19 protein-coding genes are annotated in these 19,380 nt (G+C 60.1%); 13 read left to right on the top strand and 6 right to left on the bottom strand.

What is annotated here, in order from left to right:
- The first annotated feature begins 66 nt into the window (after positions 1 to 66).
- From FXN63_RS22135 to FXN63_RS22125, 3 genes are all read left to right on the top strand, one after another.
- On the top strand, positions 67 to 594 hold the full coding sequence (locus tag FXN63_RS22135; protein WP_148817613.1) for a sigma-70 family RNA polymerase sigma factor: 528 nt from the start codon (positions 67 to 69) through the stop codon (positions 592 to 594).
- 51 nt (positions 595 to 645) lie between these two features.
- Positions 646 to 1,638 carry a FecR domain-containing protein gene (locus tag FXN63_RS22130; RefSeq protein WP_246164938.1) on the top strand — a complete coding sequence of 331 codons (993 nt, stop codon included), beginning with the start codon at positions 646 to 648 and terminating at the stop codon, positions 1,636 to 1,638.
- Between the two features lie 306 nt (positions 1,639 to 1,944).
- Positions 1,945 to 4,368 carry a TonB-dependent siderophore receptor gene (locus FXN63_RS22125; RefSeq protein WP_187394983.1) on the top strand — a complete coding sequence of 808 codons (2,424 nt, stop codon included), beginning with the start codon at positions 1,945 to 1,947 and terminating at the stop codon, positions 4,366 to 4,368.
- 21 nt (positions 4,369 to 4,389) lie between these two features.
- Here the strand turns inward: FXN63_RS22125 and FXN63_RS22120 are convergent, their stop codons facing one another.
- Entirely contained in the window at positions 4,390 to 5,142 is a 753-nt protein-coding gene (locus FXN63_RS22120; protein WP_187394982.1) for a GGDEF domain-containing protein, read from the bottom strand.
- Here FXN63_RS22120 and FXN63_RS26810 point away from each other — a divergent pair.
- Both FXN63_RS26810 and FXN63_RS22115 read left to right on the top strand, forming a co-directional pair.
- A complete protein-coding gene (locus tag FXN63_RS26810) occupies positions 5,141 to 5,314 on the top strand; it encodes a hypothetical protein (protein WP_187394981.1) in 174 nt (57 codons plus the stop codon). The genes FXN63_RS22120 and FXN63_RS26810 overlap by 2 nt on opposite strands.
- Before the next feature lie 484 nt (positions 5,315 to 5,798).
- Positions 5,799 to 6,464 carry a YajG family lipoprotein gene (locus FXN63_RS22115; protein WP_148817607.1) on the top strand — a complete coding sequence of 222 codons (666 nt, stop codon included), beginning with the start codon at positions 5,799 to 5,801 and terminating at the stop codon, positions 6,462 to 6,464.
- Positions 6,465 to 6,529: 65 nt separating this feature from the next.
- Here FXN63_RS22115 and FXN63_RS22110 read toward each other — a convergent pair whose 3' ends face one another.
- From FXN63_RS22110 to FXN63_RS22095, 4 genes are all read right to left on the bottom strand, one after another.
- Entirely contained in the window at positions 6,530 to 7,921 is a 1,392-nt protein-coding gene (locus FXN63_RS22110) for a GntP family permease (RefSeq protein ID WP_187395254.1), read from the bottom strand.
- A 136-nt stretch (positions 7,922 to 8,057) separates the two neighbouring features.
- Positions 8,058 to 8,879: an ABC transporter permease gene (locus FXN63_RS22105; RefSeq protein WP_148817604.1), complete on the bottom strand. Its 822-nt coding sequence runs from the start codon at positions 8,877 to 8,879 to the stop codon at positions 8,058 to 8,060.
- Position 8,880: 1 nt separating this feature from the next.
- Complete coding sequence (locus tag FXN63_RS22100) at positions 8,881 to 9,729, bottom strand: ABC transporter permease (RefSeq protein ID WP_148817602.1); 849 nt, start codon at positions 9,727 to 9,729, stop codon at positions 8,881 to 8,883.
- A 115-nt stretch (positions 9,730 to 9,844) separates the two neighbouring features.
- Positions 9,845 to 10,873 carry an ABC transporter substrate-binding protein gene (locus FXN63_RS22095; RefSeq protein WP_148817600.1) on the bottom strand — a complete coding sequence of 343 codons (1,029 nt, stop codon included), beginning with the start codon at positions 10,871 to 10,873 and terminating at the stop codon, positions 9,845 to 9,847.
- Between the two features lie 417 nt (positions 10,874 to 11,290).
- Here FXN63_RS22095 and FXN63_RS22090 point away from each other — a divergent pair, with 417 nt between their 5' ends.
- The 3 genes from FXN63_RS22090 (at position 11,291) to FXN63_RS22080 (ending at position 13,483) form a co-directional block, all read left to right on the top strand.
- Entirely contained in the window at positions 11,291 to 11,704 is a 414-nt protein-coding gene (locus FXN63_RS22090) for a RidA family protein (RefSeq protein ID WP_148817598.1), read from the top strand.
- Positions 11,705 to 11,733: 29 nt separating this feature from the next.
- Complete coding sequence (locus FXN63_RS22085) at positions 11,734 to 12,405, top strand: DUF1028 domain-containing protein (protein WP_148817596.1); 672 nt, start codon at positions 11,734 to 11,736, stop codon at positions 12,403 to 12,405.
- A gap of 118 nt (positions 12,406 to 12,523) precedes the next feature.
- Positions 12,524 to 13,483 carry a LysR substrate-binding domain-containing protein gene (locus FXN63_RS22080; RefSeq protein ID WP_148817594.1) on the top strand — a complete coding sequence of 320 codons (960 nt, stop codon included), beginning with the start codon at positions 12,524 to 12,526 and terminating at the stop codon, positions 13,481 to 13,483.
- A gap of 34 nt (positions 13,484 to 13,517) precedes the next feature.
- On the opposite strand, the gene FXN63_RS22075 is transcribed toward FXN63_RS22080, so the two are convergent.
- Positions 13,518 to 14,768 carry a flavin-containing monooxygenase gene (locus FXN63_RS22075; protein ID WP_148817592.1) on the bottom strand — a complete coding sequence of 417 codons (1,251 nt, stop codon included), beginning with the start codon at positions 14,766 to 14,768 and terminating at the stop codon, positions 13,518 to 13,520.
- A 343-nt stretch (positions 14,769 to 15,111) separates the two neighbouring features.
- Between FXN63_RS22075 and FXN63_RS22070 the strand changes: the two genes are divergently transcribed.
- From FXN63_RS22070 to FXN63_RS22050, 5 genes are read left to right on the top strand one after another with little or no spacing between them, the layout of a single operon-like run.
- Positions 15,112 to 16,257 (top strand): ABC transporter ATP-binding protein, encoded by a 1,146-nt coding sequence (locus FXN63_RS22070; protein ID WP_148817590.1) that lies wholly within the window; start codon positions 15,112 to 15,114, stop codon positions 16,255 to 16,257.
- A gap of 43 nt (positions 16,258 to 16,300) precedes the next feature.
- A complete protein-coding gene (locus FXN63_RS22065; RefSeq protein WP_246164937.1) occupies positions 16,301 to 17,299 on the top strand; it encodes an NAD(P)H-quinone oxidoreductase in 999 nt (332 codons plus the stop codon).
- Positions 17,300 to 17,304: 5 nt separating this feature from the next.
- Positions 17,305 to 17,922, top strand: a complete 618-nt coding sequence (locus FXN63_RS22060; RefSeq protein ID WP_222864107.1) for a glutathione S-transferase — start codon at positions 17,305 to 17,307, stop codon at positions 17,920 to 17,922.
- A 2-nt stretch (positions 17,923 to 17,924) separates the two neighbouring features.
- The gene (locus FXN63_RS22055) at positions 17,925 to 18,395 is read left to right on the top strand and encodes a type II 3-dehydroquinate dehydratase (protein ID WP_148817586.1); all 471 of its coding nucleotides are present in this window, start codon (positions 17,925 to 17,927) and stop codon (positions 18,393 to 18,395) included.
- An 11-nt stretch (positions 18,396 to 18,406) separates the two neighbouring features.
- On the top strand, positions 18,407 to 19,363 hold the full coding sequence (locus FXN63_RS22050; protein WP_148817584.1) for a 2-hydroxyacid dehydrogenase: 957 nt from the start codon (positions 18,407 to 18,409) through the stop codon (positions 19,361 to 19,363).
- The last annotated feature ends 17 nt before the right edge of the window (positions 19,364 to 19,380 follow it).

The raw sequence follows: 19,380 nt of genomic DNA, 5'->3' as shown, positions 1-19,380 counted from the left end.
ACAAGAATGGTTTCCATTAGCTTTAAGGATTGGCGTGAGCCCTGTCCGGCGGCGGGGTGATACACGATGATGGCAAAGGAATACGGCGTCACGCCAAGCGTAGCGGTGCTCTACGGCGATCACCACAGTTGGTTGCAGGCATGGTTGCGTCGCCGTCTGGGCAGTGCGGCCGATGCCGCAGACCTTGCGCAAGACGCGTTCGTACGCCTGCTGACCAAACCGGCGTCACGTGGCTTCAGCAGCTTTGTCGAGGCGCGGGTGTATTTGCGCACAGCCGCCAACGGGCTTTGCATCGATCTGTGGCGTCGCCGCGAAGTGGAGCAAGCCTGGTTGCAGACCTTGGCCACCCACCCTGAGTCTTACGCGCCGTCACCCGAACACCGCGCGATCGTCATCGAAACTTTGCTTGAAATCGGCGACATGCTCAGCCGCCTGTCGCAGAAAGCGGCCACTGCATTTGTAATGGCGCAGGTCGATGGCATGGCGTATCGCGAGATCGCTGAAGCCTTGTCGGTATCCGAGCGCATGGTGCAGAAATACATTGCGCAAGCCATGCTGCAATGCGGATTGATCGACGCTGGCCTGCAGGGCTAGACAGGCATGCGGTCCGAGCATGTAGACACGTCGCTGCGCATGGATGAGCACGTGGTCGCCTCCGATAGGAATGTTGAAACCAAGGCCGATTTCGCCAGCCTGGAAAAAGCCGCCGAATGGTATGCACTGTTTCGCGGCGCGGGCGCAACCGAACATGACCACCAGGCATGGCGACGCTGGCTGAATCAAAGGCCAGAACACGCCAAGGCCTGGACGCATATCGAGTCGGTCAGCAATCGCTTCGAACCACTGCGCGCAGGGGGCCGCGAAGCCGCCGTGGCGGGTACCCGGGTGGCACGCAAAGGGGCATGGTCGCGACGCCGCGTGTTGGGCGCAGCAGGTGCCATGTCTGGCGCGGGCATGCTGGGCTGGTTGGCATGGCGTCACACGGCTTTTTCTGAGGTGGTGCTTGCCTGGGGAGCCGACCTGCGCACAGGCACCGGCGAGCGGCGCGATCTGCAATTGGCCGATGGCTCACGGGTCTGGCTGAACACCGACAGCGCGGTGAATGTGGACTATCAGGACGGCATGCGCAGGCTGCGCCTGCTGGCAGGTGAGATCCTGATCGACACTGCCCGCGACCCCGCACAACGCCCGTTCTATGTCGATACCCGCTTCGGTCGCATGCAGGCGCTTGGCACCCGTTTTGCGGTGCGCCTGAACGATGGCCACACGCTGTTGAACGTGTTTGAAGGAACCGTCGCCATTCGCAATTCGGCGGGTATCAATCTGCGTGTGGAAGCTGGGCAGCAAGCGCGTTTCGATGCCGATACTGCCGCCCTCGACGGCGCTGCCGATCGCGCGCGTGAAGCCTGGAGTCGTGGTGTGGTGCTGGCCGACAACCTGTCGCTGAAGACTTTGATCGAAGAACTGAGTCGTTACCAACACGGCCACATTGGGGTCGCCCCCGAGATTGCCGACCTGAAGGTCATGGGTGTCTATCCCGCCGATGACCTGGACCGCGCGCTGTCCATGCTGAGCCGCAACCTGCCGATTCGTGTGCAGCGAACGCTGCCCTGGTGGACCACGGTCGTGGCGCGTTGACGCGGCGTGCGGGCTTGATCCACGGCCGCTTTGTCAGCGCCGCAGATTTTTTTCATCCATCCAGTTCGGGTTTTTCAATCTCATCCGATTAACCGGATGAGAGAAGAACAATCAGCAGTCGGTTCGACGCACGCGATGGTCTTTCTCTCTTCGTTCATATCTTCGCCTGAGAGATTCCATCCTATGTCTTTCCGTCGTGCCCATCCTGGTGCCCGCCCCGTTGTCCGCCCTGGCGCCGATACCGTGCCTGCCGTCTTGTCCACGGATTTGACGTCGTCACGTCCTCCCGAATTCGCCAAGCGACCGATGATTCTCGCGCTGCAATTCGCCATGGCCGGCCTGACACTCGGCGCGGCCGTGTGGACAACGGATTCCCAGGCGCAGGGCATGGCAGCAGCCTCGGGCCAGGCTTCAAATCCAGCTTCCAATCAGGCTCGCCAGTACAACATTCCCGCGGGGCCGCTCACTTCCGCTCTGAACCGCTTTGCAGAAGAAACCGGCATCTTCCTGACCGCGCCTGGTGAACTCACGCAAGGCAAAACCAGCCAGGGGCTGCGGGGCACACACGGGGTCAGTGCCGCTTTCAACGCACTGCTGGCCGGAACCGGTCTGCAGGCCGTACAGCAGGCCGACGGTGCCTATTCCCTGCGTGCGGCCCCGCCCGTTGTGCAGGGTGCGCCTGCAGTAAGCGCGCTGCCCGCCGTGACCGTCAGTGCCGATGTCACTCACAGTCGTGCGGTATCTCAGGGCACTGGGTCGTACACCCTTGCAAAAACCACACGATCGGCCATGGGCATGGACCTGTCGCTGCGCGACACGCCGCAATCCGTCACCGTGATTTCGCGTCAGCGGATTGAAGACCAGGGGCTGCGCACGCCGGAAGATGCGCTCGCCAATACCACCGGGGTCAGCTTGTACCAAGGTGACAGCGATCGCTCGCTGCCGTACTCACGTGGCTTCGCCCTGCAGAACTATGTCGTCGATGGTGTTTCCTACGCGGGCAACAACAATCTTGCCGACCACCTCACCTCATTGGCCATGTATGACCGGGTCGAAATCATCCGCGGCCCGACCGGGATGGTGTCAAGCTTCGGTGATCCGGCAGGCGTGCTCAGCTTTGTCCGCAAACGCGCCACCAGCCGCGTGGTGACCGGCACGGCTAGCCTTACCCTCGGTCGCTGGGACAGCGTCAACCCCAGCTTCGACATCTCGACACCCTTGAACAAGGAAGGCAGTGTCAGGGCACGTTTTGTAGCCGATTACCTGGACGAAGATTCGTTCATGGACCGACACCATCGCACCCGCCAGCTGTACTACGGCACGATCGAGGCCGACCTGACCGACCGAACCACGGTCACGCTTGGGGTCGATTCCGGATCAAATCGAATCAAGGGGGTGACATTCGGCTCATTCCCCTCGCGCTTCACCAATGGCGCACCGGTTCCGATGCGTCGCGGCATGTCTTCCGCCCCGGAATGGGCCTATTGGGAAAATGAAAGCCTGAACGCATTTGGCCGGGTTGAACACAAGTTCGACAATGGCTGGCGTGGCGAAACCACCTTGCAACTGCAACGCAGAAGCTGGGACGCCGAAACGCTGTATCTCCTCAATCGTGGCCTGAACCAGCAGACCGGCCTGGGTCTGGCTCCTCTGCTCGACCAAGAGCGCAACCGGGCAAGCGAGCTATATTGGAACGCTTCGGCGAATGGCCCGTTCTCCCTGTTCGGCCGTACCCACGAACTGAATGTCGGCATGTCGGCGTCGCGCAAATGGACGCAGAGAGACTACTACGGCGGTGTCGCGGCAGAGCCAATCGGCAGCATCTACGAATGGGATGGCAGTTACGCCTACCCGAGCGCATGGCGACTCAACAGCAGGTACGACCGTCGCCTGAACGTCAAGACCGCCGACGCATTTGCCAGCGCACGCTTTTCCTTGTCCGACGCCATGCACGTGATCGCGGGCGGTCGCTTCAACGACTGGCGCGGTGACCGCCGCCACTTCCAGGAACTCACGCCGTATGCTGGGATTACGTACGACCTGAACGAGACCTACACGGTGTATGCCAGCTACGCCGAGTTGTTCAACCCGCAGAACGTCCGCACGGTAGAGGGGGTCTATCTGGACCCGAAGGTGGGCAAGGGTTACGAGGTAGGCGCGAAGGCTGAATTCCTGGACGGGCGTCTGCTGGGTGCGCTGTCGCTGTACCGAACGCTGCAAGACAATACCGCCGAGATCATCGACGGCGGTTTTGTGCGTGGATCGACCGAGCGTGCCTACCGCGCCGTGTCAGGGATCGCGACCCGGGGTATCGAACTTGACCTGGGCGGCGAGCTTGCTGCGGGGTGGCAGGCCGGCGTGGGCTTGTCGGTGTCGCGCAGCGAAGACCGACTGGGTAATACCTTCAACCCACATATTCCCGAGCAGACGGCCAAGCTGTACACCACATATCGTCTGCCTGGCGCGTGGAACAAGCTGACGGTGGGCGGCGGCGTGCGTTGGCAGAAAGGCACCTACCGCAACTATTCGAACGCCGGCACACCCGCGCGCTTCGATCAAGGCTCGGTAACGGTTGTCGACCTGATGGCCAAGTACGACTTCAATCAGGCTGTATCCGCGCAGGTCAACGTCAGTAACCTGTTCGATCGCGAGTATTACTCCATGACCGGTCAGGAAGTGCAGTATGCCCAACCGATGAATGTCTCGGTGAAAGTGCTGGCTCGCTTCTGATTCGACTTCAGCGGTCGACCTTCACGCCGTCGATTCAGCCGGCTCCGGCATCACGGCGTTGTCAGTCTTGCGACGCATGACAAAGCGATCCTTGCCGGATCGCTTTGCCTGATACAGCGCGTTGTCGGCATTGCGCATCATGTCGGCAAACGTTGCGTCTGCCGACGCAATGCCGATGCTTACCGTGACCGGGCGGTCACCCACGCGTATCTCACGCGCCTGATCCAGAATCAGCTGCGCAAGATAGGCCGCCCTGGTCTCACCTCCGTATCGGGTCAGCACACCGAATTCTTCTCCACCCATTCGGCCGACATTATCGGCATACAGCAGTTGCGACAGCATGGCGGCGACCTGTTCCAGCACCACGTCACCCTGATCGTGGCCAAACTGGTCGTTGATCTGCTTGAAGCCGTCCACGTCGATCATCATGAAGCAGCAGTCCTTCATGTCGCGGGACGTTGATGCCGTCGCAATATCCAAAATAAGTTTTCGTCGATTGGGCAGACCGGTCAGCGCATCGCGATACGCGAGGTCTTGCAATTCGTGGCGAAGCTGAATGTTCCTGATATGCAGGCGGCTGAAGAAAATGTTCAGCACACAACCAAGAAACACCACGGCAACGGTCATCACAATGACCCAGTTGGTGTCCCCCGGAATGGGGGGCATGGGTACCTTGCCTTCCCCAAGAATGACGCCTGCACCGCAACCCGCCATCAGGTAGTCGCGTGTTTTCTCATAAAGCGGGGCCGTCACGATGGCAAAGGTGACTGCCATGGAAAATGCCCAGAAATCCTGGTTCGGACTTTCGGTGATGAAAAACATGAAGCAGCCGGCAATTATCCATGTGTTGAGTATGGAAACCGGCACCAGCAGTTTGCGTGTGAAACCAAGCGGGATGGTGATGCCCAGCACGGCGGCAAAGCTAGCCAACACCGTTTTGTCGTAATGGTAGTCGGGGGAGGCAACTGCACACGCGACAACCAGTAGAAAGCAGGCAAGCAGTTGCAGGCTCAGCGACAGGGGACGTATTGCAGTAAGAAACTCCTCGCGCGGAATGTTCATCGCGTAGCCACCACCTGATGTGGCCTGATCGCCAGGTCAAACTCTGGATGGAGTGCGCACGGGCCAGCGCCTGCATATGCGGAAATTTCTCTGCTCCTGTTGCAGCTTCAGCCTCGAATTGAAGTCTGCCGATGTTTTACATCAAGTCGGTATATACGGACTCAAGGTATTTTTTGGGTTGCAACGCCAGGGGTTTTCTGCCGGCTGGTGTCGGCGAGGATTGTAGTGGCGATCTGTCCACAGGTCTTGTGACCGTTGCGTCAGTGATTTTCCCTAGCAATATTCTTTGATGGTAAGTTGTCCCGGCCGTCGAGGCCGCGGGGCCGCGCCGTCAGCCCAATACCATCATCCATAGGTAAAAACGTTTCATGAATAATATTTCCGCGTTGATAAGCGTGCGTGTCATGGGTATTTGTCTTGCCGTTGCTGCGCTGGCTGGCTGCGCAACGGGGCGCGATGTGATTGCCCCGAAGTTCGACGCCGCCGTCAACCCCGCGCAAGGCGTGCCCGTGCGCATCGAGAAAGTCGAAGACGCTCGCATATTCCAGATCAAACCGGGCTCGCCGTCCACGCCCTCATTGATGGACGACAACCTGTCCGATGAAGCAATCCGCTCGCGCGCCATTGCCCGCAAACGCAACGGCTACGGCATGGCACTTGGCGATATTCTGGTGCCGGAAGGTCAGACGATTGCGTCCCTGACGCAAACCGTCGTGGCTCGCGCATTCCGTGAAAACGGCTTCCGTGTGGTTGCACCGACCGATGCAGACTACGCACGCGCCACGCCTGTCACGGTGCGCGTCAACAAGCTCTGGGCATGGCTGGAAATGGGCTTCGTGCTGGGCGTGTCGTCCAACTACGAAGTAGTGCTTACCGGGCCGATCGGACCTTTGCAGCAAGGCTTGACGGTGAACGGTCAGATCCGGGAAACCGCCATGGTCGTGACCGAATCGGTATGGTCGGGGATCATCAGCAAGTCGCTGGAAGATATGTACACCAACCTGAAGTCCAGGATCGGTACCGCCAAGCCTTGATCGGGCAGGCTTGAACCTCGACTCCTGCCTGAAATCAACGCAAAGTTGAAGGCAAAGCTGGTTCGTTAAACCAGTCCGGTCAGGTAATACAGCGCAATCACGAAGAAGACACTCAAGGTCGAAATCATCGTGATGGCGAAGATATCGCCATAGGATTGCCGGTGGGTCAGGCCGGTAACCGCAAGCAAGGTGATCACCGCGCCGTTATGGGGCAAGGTGTCCATCCCGCCGCTCGCCATGGCGGCGACCCGGTGCAAGACGTCCATGAGAATGTCGGCGGCGCGGGCACTGCTGATGAAGGTGTCCGACATTGCTGCCAGTGCAATGCTCATCCCGCCCGACGCGGATCCGGTAATGCCGGCCAGTGCCGTGACGGCAACGGCTTCGCCCACCAGGGGGTCGGCAATGCTGCCCAAGGTCTTGGCTACCAGCAGGAAGCCGGGCAGGGCCGCAATCACGCCGCCGAAGCCATATTCTGCTGCCGTATTCATGGCAGCCAGCAAGGCACCCGCCACTGCGCTTTTGGTGCCTTCGGCCAGGTTTTTCACTACGGGCCGGAAGGCCAGAATGACAATCGACAAACTGCCCAACAGCAGGCCACCCATGACCGCCCAGATGGCGATGTATTGATCGATCTCGGTGTTGAGCGGTTGCGCCAGCCCGGGCAGATCAAGCGCGTAGGTCGGTGCGTACCAAGTGGGAATCAGCCGCGTCAGCAGCAGATTGGCAACGCCCACGACCACCAGAGGAAGCAGGGCAATCAGCGGATGGTGCGTGGCGTGTTCGGGCGGTGCAGCGGGTTCGTTGCGCAGGTCGGTGCCGTAGCCCTCACCGGCGGCGGCCGCACTGCGTCGTCGCCATTCCAGATAAGAGACCCCCAGCACCAGCGTCAGTACCGCGCCGGACAGCCCCAGCCAGGGCGCAGCCCAGGTGGTCGTGCCGAAAAAGGACGTGGGAATGATGTTCTGGATCTGCGGCGTGCCGGGTATGGCCGTCATCGTGAAGGTGAAGGCACCCAGCGCAATGGTGCCGGGCAGCAGTCGCTTGGGGATGCCACTTTGCCGGAACATTTCAGCGGCAAAGGGATAGACCGCGAACACCACCACGAACAAGGACACGCCACCGTAGGTAAGCAGTGCGCAGACCAGGATGATTGCCATGATGGCCCGTTGCGCACCGATCAGGCGCATCACGGACTGCACGATGGCATGCGAGAACCCAGACAATTCGATCAGCTTGCCGAACACTGCCCCCAGCAGGAACACCGGCAAATACAGCTTGGCGAATCCGACCATGCGCTCCATGAACAGACTGGAGAAAGCCGGTGCCAGTGCAGCCGGCTCGGTCAGCAGTACCGCACCCATGGCGGCGATGGGTGCGCACAGAATCACGCTGTAGCCGCGATAGGCGGCAAACATCAGAAAAAGCAGTGCGCCCAGGACGATAAGAAAATCGATCATTGTTGCCCTCCGTTGCTCAGACGATAACGTGGCAACATGGCTGGACCAATACATCCAGATCAATCTTGGGGCAGAAAAATCAGAGACTCACCGTGATCCCGTCGCGTGGATCACGGTGGCTGCCCCTTGGATGTCAGTGATTGTCTTCGATATTAAGAATCTTCCCCAGACCCAGGAAGTAATTCGCAAAGGCCAGCACCGTGGCCGTCACCACGATGTACACCACCGACAATGCCGCCAGGGTCGGGTCGGCATATTCACGCACGTAGTTGTACATGGCGACCGGCAGCGTTTGTGTGGCCTGCGTCGTCACGAACAGGGATGCGGTGAATTCGCTGAAGGACATGATCGCGGCGAACAGCCAGCCGCCGAACAGGCCGGGGGCCAGCAGCGGAATCGTGACGGTGAACAGCACCTTCACGGGCGACGCCCCCAGGCTGGCGGCGGCCTGTTCCAGTCGGGCGTCCAGATTTTCCATCGACACATACACGCTACGCAGCACGAAGGGCAGCACCAGCATGATGTGGCACAGGATCACGATGCCGTAGTGACGCTGCACCGAGGTCTGCGACACCAGAATCAGCAAGCCCAGGCCCAGCGTGAAATGCGGCACGACCAAGGGTGAATGCAAAATCGCCAGCAGGGTCTGCTTGCCTTTGAATTCCAGCGACTTCACTGCGATGGCCAGACCCGTGCCGATCACCAGCGCCAGGAATGAAGACCAGCCGGTGATGATCATGCTTGCGCGAAAGCCCTCCCGGAAATCCGGGTAGGTGAACACGCGAGCAAACCAGTTCAGTGAATACGATTCTGGCGGGAAGGAAATGATGGCCTTGGCATTGAACGAGGCGATCGTGACCACCACCACGGGCAGCAGCACGAAGGCCAGCAGCACGGCAATCAGCATCGGGCCGGCGATGCGCATGGACAGGGGAAGCGAACTCTGGATTTTCATGTCAGTGTCCTCCGATCGCTTTCAGGCGCTTGGTGAAGAATCCCAGGGCATACAAAGCGCTTGCGGTCAGCAGCAGGCCCATCACGCTCAAGCTGGCAGCCAGGGGGAAATTCATGGAAGAAAAGCCCAGTTGATACACCAGCGTCGACACGGTCGGCACGCGGCCACCGCCAATCATCTGCGGCGTGGCAAACGCACTGAAGGTCCACGCAAACGAGGTGGTGATGCTGGCCAGAATGCCGGGCATCGACAAGGGCAGGGTAACGGTCACGAAGACTTTGATGGGGCCTGCGCCCAGGCTTTGCGCCGCTTTTTCGAAGTCCCGGTTGATGTGCGAGATGGCCGTGGCCAGCATCAGCACCACCACCGGAATCGTCACGTGCACCAGCGCCACCAGCACGCCCACGTGGGTGAACATCAAGGTCAGTGGTCCATCGATCAGGCCAAGCGCGCGCAGCGTGCCGTTGATGAAGCCATTGCTGCCCAGCACTGCGATCCACGAGTAGGTACGAACGATTTCGCCCAGGAACAGTGGCGTGATCGACACCACCAGAATGAAGGACTTCAACGCCCGGCTTTGTACGCGCACCAGGGCATAGGCCAGCGGGTAGGCGACCAGCAAGGAGAAGACCGTTGTCTCGATGCTCAACAGCAAGGTGTTCGAGAATGCGTCGAAATAAATCGACTTGCCCATGCCGGTGAAGTTGGCAAGGGTCAGCCCACCGACATCCAGCGAACCGGGGATGAAGGTTCGGAAGCTGAACTGCAACACCGCCAGTAGTGACACGGTGATGCCCAGCGCGATGAATGCGGCTGGGGAAACCAGCCAGGCCCGTAGATCGGAACGCATGGCGAACCCTTATTTCAGATGCTCAATCAGCAAGGGAGGATGTCGCGGCAAGACCCCGCAAAAATCCTCCCTCTCAGTGCGTGTGACAGCAGTGACTGCTGCCTTGTCACCGTGCTCAGTTCATGATGTTTTCGGTGAACCACTTGCGCCATTCGGCGGTTTTTTCTGCGCGCAGCTTGTTGTCCACGACGATGGTCTGGGTATCCCACTGTTCCTTGGTGGTGAACACGCCAGGCAGCTTGGCGTCTTCAGCCGATACGGTGGCGTTGTCGATGACCGGGCTGGCTTTCTTCGAGGCCACGATCTTCGACTGCACTTCAGGCGACAGCGCGATGTTCATGAACTTGTAGGCCAGGTCGGTCTTGGTCGAACCCTTCATGATGCCCATGCTGTCCACCCCCAGCACTGCGCCTTCTTTGGGCATGGCGACCTTGACGGGTACGCCTTGGCTGGCCATGTGATACGCGTTCATCGACAGGATGACCTGTACGGGCGTCTCGCCCGTGGCGATCAGTTGCTGCGAGTTCGCGTCGTTGGTGTAGAAAGCCTTGAAGTTGGGCTTGAGCGCCTTCAGCTTTTCCTGGCCCTTTTCCCAGGTCGCGGCGTCACCGCCCGACAGCATGGCGCTTACTGCGATCAAGTGGCTGGGATCGAAGTCGGGCGAGGCGATCTTGGTCTTCAGCGCCGGGTTCCACAGGTCGTTCCAGCTGTCGAATTTCACACCGGCCGGCAGTTGGTCGGGGCGGTAGCCAATCGAATACACGTAGGCCCAGCTGCCGATGTGATACGGGCTGATCTTGGCGCGCTCGACCAGGTGGCTGTAGTTCGGGATCTTGCTGGTGTCCAGCGTTTCGAACAGGTTGCCGCTGACGTACAGCCAACCCACGTGCGACGTGGTGAAGGTAACGTCGCTTTCCGGCGTGGACGCAAGCTTGGCCTTGTTCAGACGGTCAATGGTGCCGCCGGTAACGTACTTCACCGGGACGCCGGTCTGGCGCGTGAATTCCTTGCCGATGTTCTCGTCGATGAGGTCGCGGAAGCTGCCGCCCCAGGTGCTGACGACCAGGGCGTCTTGCGCCCAGGCAGTGGTGGTGGCACCAAGCGCGGTGGAGAGGACGCACAGAGTAAGAAGTTTGCGAATCATTTACTGGCCTCAATCGGAAAGGGGACGGTCTGCCGGGACGGATGTGCGTCGAGAACGTGGGTCGGAAATCTGGGCGAATAGCGTGGATCAGGAACGTGATCCAGGCATGTGGGCCGCAGCCGGGACACATCGCCGTCGATCACTGAATGGATGATGTAAAACGCCCGCGCTTCGGCCAAGTCGCCTTTTACTTAGGGGTGCTTCGCATTTCCCGATGGGTACGCCAGACCGCGGTTTTGCCCGGGTACGAACCCGTGCCGGCAGGCAATCGCCTGTGTCGGAAATTCCTAAACGGTCACCCGGAAAATACAAATGGCCCCTGGGGGCGGGCCATCAGATGATGTGTCGGCGCACATCGTCTCTCTCGTCGCTGCCGCAGGCATCGATGTCTTCAACGTCCCCTTTGTTCGACCGGCCATGAAACACACCCGCATCCGTACCTTCAATACGAAAAAGACCTACCCGGAACAAAAGCTCGACAACGACCTTTGCCAGGCCGTGGTGGCCCGTGGGCGCACGGTGTTCCTGCGCGGACAGATCGGCCAGAATCTCGACACCTCGGAAAGCGTGTGCATCGGCGACGTGACCGGGCAGACCGAGCAGGCCATGGCCAACATCGCCATGCTGCTGAAAGAAGCCGGTGGTGAACTGGAAGACATCTGCAAGGTGACGATCTACATCATCGACCCGCGTTATCGCGAAGCGGTCTACCTGGTTGTGGGCAAGTGGCTGAAAGGCGTGTTCCCGGTGTCGACCGGCCTGGTGGTGTCGGCCTTGGCGCGACCGGAATGGCTGGTGGAAATCGACGCCACTGCCGTCATTCCCGACTGATCTCTTTCACGTTTTCAAGCGTTTCCAACATGACCTTTTCGATCATTGCGCGTTGCCCGATCACAGGCCAGTTCGGCGCAGCGGTGGCTTCGTCCTCGCCTGCGGTCGCGGCGCGCTGCGTTCGTGGTCGCCTGGGCGTTGGTGCTGCCGCCAGCCAGAACATCACCGACCCCGACCTGGGACCGCTTGCCCTCGATCTATTGGCCAGTGGCATGACGCCCGCCCAAGCCTTGGTTGAACTGCAGAAGCGGCCGTTCATCGACTACCGTCAACTGATGGTCATCGATGCACACAACCCGCCAGCCGTCTTCACCGGTGCCAAGGCGCTGGGTACTTTGGCAAGCGTGGTGGGCACGCATGCCGCTTGTGCCGGCAACATGCTGCGCACGCATGATGTGCCCCAGGCCATGTTGTCGGCCTTCGAGACGGCAGAAGGCTCGCTTGCCGAACGCTTGATGCAGGCCATGCTGGCCGGCCAAGCCGCAGGGGGCGAAGAAGGGCCGGTGCATTCGGCAGGCTTGCTGGTCTATGGTGAGCAGAACTGGCCTGTTGTAGACCTGCGCCTGGACTGGGTGGAACACGACCCGGTGCAGGCCTTGTACGCCACCTGGAAGGTGTACGAACCGCAAATGCATGCCTACATCACACGTGCACTCGACCCCCGGGCGGCACCAAGCTTCGGCGTTCCCGGAAATCTCTGATCCCGCTGGTTGATGCCTGTGCCGGCTGCTGGCCGGCGCGTTGCGTTGCGCTCGTAGTCCTCGTGCGCATCGTCGCTATACTGGACCGCCACGTCTTGTGCTTCAGGTCCGCTTTTCTATGCTCAACCGAATTTCCTTGCGCCAGATGGAGTACTTCGTCGCAACGGCGAAGCACGGCAGCATTGCTGCGGCCTCGGCCCAGATCCACATTTCTTCCCCTTCCATTTCCGCCGCGATTGCCCACATCGAGATCGAGCTGGGCGTGCAGCTGTTCGTGCGTCATCCATCAAAAGGCTTGGGGCTGACCGCAACCGGCACATTGGTCTTGCGTCAGTGCGAAGAAGTGCTGGAGACCTCGTCTCGCCTGTATGACATCGCGTCCGATTCAAGCAATGCGATTCAAGGCGCATTGCGAGTAGGAAGTTTCCAGTCCCTGACCGCGATGATCGCACCCGAAGTCATCTTCGGATTTGCGCGTGCATTCGAGAAGGTGGATGTGCAGATGCTCGAAGGCGATCAGGAAGTCCTGATGAGCAAGTTGCACGCGCTGGAAATCGACCTGGCGATCACCTACGACTTGCACCTCGGTGACGACATTCACTTCGAGCGGCTGGCAACCTTGCCGCCCTATGTGCTGGTAAGCGAACTGCATCCGCTTGCAGAACAAAGCGCTGTCACGCTGGAAGAACTGGCACCGCAGCCCTTCGTGCTGCTGGACTTGCCCATGAGCCGCGACTACTTCACCTCGCTGTTTTCGCAAGCGGGTGTCACGCCCAATATCGTGGCGCGATCACGCTCTGAAGAAGTGGTGCGATCCATGGTGGCCAACGGCTTTGGCTACGCCATTTTCAACGTGCGCCCGAAGTCCAACATGTCGCTGGATGGCAAGCGATTGGTGCGGGTTCGTCTGGCGGGCAGCAATCGCCCCATGTTGCTGGGGCTGGCCACCTACAAGTCGATGAAAGCCTCGCGCTTGACCAGCGTGTTCATGGAACGTTGCCGTGCCTATATCTCGGATCAATACATCCCCGGAATGAGCGCAGCAAGTTTCTACGACCCGCGCATGCTGTCATCGTGATCGTGCCCCATCGTTTGATGGGGCACTGGGACGATCACTCTTTCTCGTAGGCCATGTAGGCGTCTTGCATGACGATGTGGTCGGCGATGTATTTCGCATCGTGCCAGACGCCGTAGATGAAGGACGACGCGCGGTTCACCAGGTTCGGCAAGCCAAGGAAGTAGATGCCGCTCTCGGAAGCGATGCCACGTTTGTGGAAGGGTTCGCCCTTTTCGTCGAAGGCATCGACCTGCAGCCAGCCGTAATCGAAGGTGAAACCGGTGGCCCAGAGAATCGTGGTGATGCCTGCGTCAGCCAGGTTCAGTTCCAGAATCGGATTGCTCAGGCAGTCGGGGTCAGGCAGCAGTTCCCAGGCTTCAGGTTCAAGCGGGAAGGGCAGGCCATTCTCTTCGATGTACGCATCGGCATCACGCAACACGTCGAAGTATGCACGGTCGCCTTCGGCCACATTTTCAGCCAAGCCTTTCTCGAATTCGATCACGCCATTCTGGTAGGACTTGGTCAGGCCGACCAGGGTGATGCCTGCGTGCGCCAGCCGTCGGAAGTCCACGGTCTTGCCGCCGTCATACCCACTGACGGCGAAGGCCACGTGCTTCTTCTTCGGCTTGATCTTGACCTCATCCCACAGGCCAAGCGCACCCAGCCACCAGCAATAGTCACGGCCGCGATAGGCACGCGGCGGACGGTAGTGTTCGCCCACCGACAGGTAGACCGTCTTGCCTGCCTTGCGCAATTCTTCTGCAATCTGCGAGCCCGATGCGCCTGCGCCCACCACCAACACCGCGCCTTCTTTCAGTTGTCCGGGATTCTTGTAATTCACCGAATGCAGCTGCTGAATGCCGTCGGTCTCGGGCACGATCTTGGGGTAGGTCGGTGCCTGGAACGGGCCGGTTGCGGCAACCACGTGGGTTGCATCGATGATGCCGGCGGAGGTCGTGACCTTGAAGCCCGGCCGTCCCACGTGACGTTCCACATGCTTGACCTCGACACCCGTGCGGATGGGCGCTTTCAGCATCGCGGCATAGTCCTCGAAATACTGGGCCATGCGCTCTTTCGGCGGGAACACGTCTTGCCCGACACCGTCGAATTTCAGCGTCGGAAAGCGATCGTGCCAGGCCGGTCCGTTGGCGACCAGGGAATCCCAGCGTTCCGAGCGCCAGCGTTCCGCAATGCGGCTGCGCTCCAGCACGATGTGCGGCACCCCCATGAGGGAAAGATGCTCGCTCATCGCGATACCCGCCTGGCCAGCGCCCACAACCAAGGTGTTGATTTTTTCCACTGACATTTGAATTCCTAAAATTGATCGCCCTTGATCTGTCTCGCCGACACAGGCTGGTAGCCGGTCAGGCGGCGCATCACAGGCACCCTGGAGACATCGATCACCGACGGCAGAATTCTGGTGAAGCTGGCGTCGTTTGAGAATGATGTTTTTCGAACTCAGGGCTTAGGAAAAAGCAAAGTGGCCATTTCGTTTTTTCCGAGGGGCGGCATCAATTTCGGCAAATACGTAATTCCGACGGTTTGTCTTATCTTGTGCCTCAGTACCAGACCGGTCTCGCTGTCCTGAGTGGATAGCGCATAAGCGCCTTGGCGTCCGGCAAGCCCCTTCAAATCACCGTGATGCCATCATGAGCGCAGTCAATTCAAATACCGCAGTGCAAGCACGCCGCGCACCCGCGTCCGACACCGCCGTCAGCCTCGAACGCGTGGTCAAGAAGTACCGTGACCAGACCGTTCTGCATGAGCTTTCGCTGAAGATCAAACGCGGTGAATTCCTTACCTTGCTGGGGCCATCGGGCTGCGGCAAGACGACGCTGCTGAACCTGATCGCTGGGTTCGCGGAGGCCGACAACGGGGAGGTGTTCATCGACGGTGAACCCGTTACCAGCGAGCCACCGCACAAACGCCAGATCGGCATCGTGTTCCAGAACTACGCCTTGTTCCCGCACATGGATGTCGAGCGCAACATCGGCTACGGACTGCGCATGCGCGGTGTACCGAAGGACGAGTTGGCGCAGCGGGTGAAGCAGGCCATGGAAATGGTGAAGCTCGATGGCCTGGGTCATCGCAAGCCGCGCGAACTGTCAGGTGGTCAGCAGCAACGGGTGGCGCTGGCGCGTGCGCTAGTGATTCAGCCCAAGGTCCTGCTGCTAGACGAACCGTTCTCTGCGCTGGACAAGAGCCTGCGCGGGTCCATGCAGGTCGAGATCCGCGAGATCCAGCGTCGGCTGGGTCTGACCACCGTATTCGTGACGCACGATCAGGGTGAAGCGCTGGCCATGTCGGACCGCATCGCAGTGATGTCGGCCGGTGCCATTCGCCAGATTGCATCGCCCGCCGATCTGTACCAGAACCCGCAAGACCCGTTCGTTGCCTCGTTCCTGGGCGATGTGAACATCTTGCCCAGCCACTATCACGGCCAGAGCGGCTCCGATATTCAGCTGCGACTTGGTTCGGCCTTGATCAGCCTGCCGCGTGCCCGCCTAGTCGGCGGCTCGCATTCCGGCGAGCGCCTGGACATCTACGTGCGCCCGGAACACATCAGGTTCGAAAACCTGCATCCCGGATCGGTACTGAGCGGCACCGTGGTCAATCACGTTTTCCAGGGCGACCACATCAACACCTTTGTGGATGTGGACATCCCGATGACGGCACGTCAGGTCGTCACGGTTCGCAGCGCCGGCTTGGGCGCGATGCAGCAGTGGCCGGTAGGGTCGGTCGTCGGGCTGGCGTTGCCCGAAGACGGCATCAGCGTTTTCAATCCGCAGAAGTGAGTTTGTGCATTCCATGTCCCATGCTCTTGCCGCGTCAGGCCCCATGAATTCCGTTCCCGCTTCCATGAACGCCATCATCGCGCGCGAACCGGGTGACGCCAGCGTATTGATAATGGCCGAGCGCCCCGTGCCCGAGCCCGGTGCTGGCGAAGTGCTGCTGCGTGTGCTGGCAGCAGGCGTCAATCGCCCCGACATCATGCAACGCCAGGGCATCGCAAAACCTGCCGCTGGTGTCACCGACGTGTTGGGTCTGGAAGTGTGCGGTGAGGTCGTGAAATGTGGCCCGGGCGTAGACCGCCAATTGCTGGGTCGTCGTCTGATGAGCCTGGTGCCGGGCGGTGGATATGCCCCCTGGTGTGTGGCCGCCGTTGACCATTCTTTTGACGTTCCTGCCAACCTGTCCGACACCGAGGCAGCTGCCTTGCCGGAGGGGCTCTTCACGGTCTGGCACAACCTGTTCGAACTCGGTCGTCTGGCTATGGGCGAAACCGTGCTGATTCACGGTGCGGGCGGTGGCATTGGCACCTTGGCGACGCGCATGGCGCACGCGGCGGGTGCCACGGTGATCGTGACCGATGCCAACGAGTCGCGGTTTCCAGCCTTGCAGGCGTCGGGTGCGGAACTGGCGATCTGCTGGCCCACTACCGACTTCACGCAAGCCTGCCTGGACCACACGGAAGGCCGGGGCGTGGATGTCGTGCTGGACGTGGTGGGCGGGGATTACGTGCGCCGCAATCTGCAAGCCATGGCATTTGGTGGTCGCCATGTCAGCCTGTCCTTCATGCAAGGCTCGGCTGTGAACGTCGAATTGCTGACCTTGATGCAGCGCCAGATAAGCCTGCATTCATCGACCATGCGTCCGCAAAGTCATTTTGAAAAAACCCGCATGGCAAAAAGCATCGCCCGCCATGTGCTGCCGCTGGTGAAAAGCGGTCGGGTCGGTCCGCGCATCCATGCGACCTTCCCGCTTGCTGATGCCAAGGCATCACACGAGATGCTGGAGAGCGGCAGCGTGTTCGGAAAACTTGTTCTGGTGCCCTAGTCATGATGAAACTCCTGTTTGCTCCGACCTCGCCCTACGTGCGCAAGGTCATGGTCTGCGCCCATCTGACCGGACAGCGCGACAACATCGAATTGCTGGACAGTGCCGCGCATCCCATCCGGCGCGACACACGCATTGCGGCCCACAACCCGCTGGCCAAGGTGCCCACGCTGATCCTGGAAAGCGGCAAAGCGCTTTACGACAGTCGTGTGATCTGTGAATACCTGGCCAGCCTGAAAAGTGAGCTTCAGTTATTTCCTGCCGATGGCGATGCGCGATGGACGGCGCTTGCCCAACAGGCGCTTGGTGACGGGTTGCTCGACGCCGCGTTGCTTGCGCGTTACGAGCTGACCGCGCGGCCTGCCGAGTTTCAGTGGCCGACATGGCGTGAGGCGCTGCTGACCAAGGTGGGGGCCAGTCTGGACGCCATCGACAGCATGGCATCCGAGCTGTCGGCAGACCGCCCGACCATTGGCGAGATCACCATCGGCTGCGCGCTCGGTTACCTGGACTTCCGTTTTCCTGAACTCAACTGGCGTGCCGGCCACCCCGCTGCTACCCGCTGGAACGCGGCCTTTCAAGACCTGCCCGCGATGCGGGCCACTCGCCCCCACGAAGGTTGAACATGAGCGACACCTCGACGTCTCCTGCCACTATCACGGTCTGGTTTTTGAACGGCCCCAACGCCAATCTATATGGCCTGGATGCCAACAAAAACTACGGTACCGACAGCTTTCCGGTATTGCAGTCACGCTGCGAAAAGAAAGCCGTATCGCTGAACGTGAACCTGCGCTTTCTGCAATCGAACTGGGAAGGGCAACTGATCGACTGGATTCAGGAAGGGCGGGGCGTGGCCGACGGCATCATCATCAATGCAGCCGGTCTGACCTACAGTTCGATCCCGATTCTGGATGCGCTGATGTCTTTCCCGGGCAAGATCATCGAAGCGCACATGAGCAATATCTGGAAGCGTGAGCCCTTCCGCCATCACTCGTATATCTCGAAGGTGGCCGACGGCGTGATTGCCGGTCTGGGTGGTGATGGTTATGAACTTGCCATCGATGCCATTGCACGCCTGATACGCAAGCAATCTTGAGCCAAAGACCAATGACCGACGCTGATCGCCTTCCTTCCGGCACGCTGGTTTTCTACAGCAAGTTCGATGACTTTGATACGTGGAAACGTGCGCTTCAGGCGCAGTTGCCACACCTGAACGTGGTGCATTCCAGCGCCGTCGAACGGCCCGAAGATGTTCATTACGCGCTGGTCTGGAAACCGCCTGTGGGTTTCTTCGATGCGATGAAAAATCTGCGCCTGATCATCAACCTGGGCGCAGGTGTCGATTCCTTGCTGCATCGCACCGACCTGCCGGCAGGGATTCCCATCACACGGCTGACCGATCCGCAGATGGCACGCATGATGGCGGGGTACGTGCTGTTCGCCGTGCTGCGACATGCACGCGATATTCCGCATTTCGAACAATCCCAGCGCGAAGCGACGTGGGCGTACAGGCACCCGCGTTCGCCCGAGGACGTATCTGTCACGGTGCTGGGCTTGGGGCAGTTAGGTGCCAAGGCTGCATTCGAAGTACAGCGCCAGGGTTTCAAGGTGACGGGGTGGTCGCGCAAGCCCAAGCAGATCGATGGGGTGCACAGTGTGTCAGGCATGGACACGCTGGATGCGGCAATCGGCCAGGCTGACATTCTGGTAGTGATGCTGCCACTCACGCCACAGACCAGACAGATTCTGGATCGCACGCGGCTCATGAAGATGCGCCCGGGCGCTGCATTCATCAATGTGGCCCGAGGTGAATTGGTCGATCAGCAGGCCCTGACCGAACTACTGACGTCTGGCCATATCGGTTCCGCCACGCTGGATGCGTTCACGCCTGAGCCCTTGCCTGCTGATGACCCGCTGTGGCGTTTGCCGAACGTGCTCATCACCCCACATTTGGCGTCGGTGGCATTGCCTGCGTCGTCTGCAGAGCAGATCGCCGTCAATATTCTGCGCGTGTCGGCAGGTGAGTCACCGGATCATGTGATTGATCCGGCACAGGGGTATTGAGACATGGGCCTCATGAA

It is taken from the genome of Pigmentiphaga aceris (assembly GCF_008119665.1).
Classification (GTDB): domain Bacteria; phylum Pseudomonadota; class Gammaproteobacteria; order Burkholderiales; family Burkholderiaceae_B; genus Pigmentiphaga; species Pigmentiphaga aceris.
Note: the sequence above shows the minus strand (reverse complement) of the source record. Positions and strands in the feature narration are given on the sequence as shown.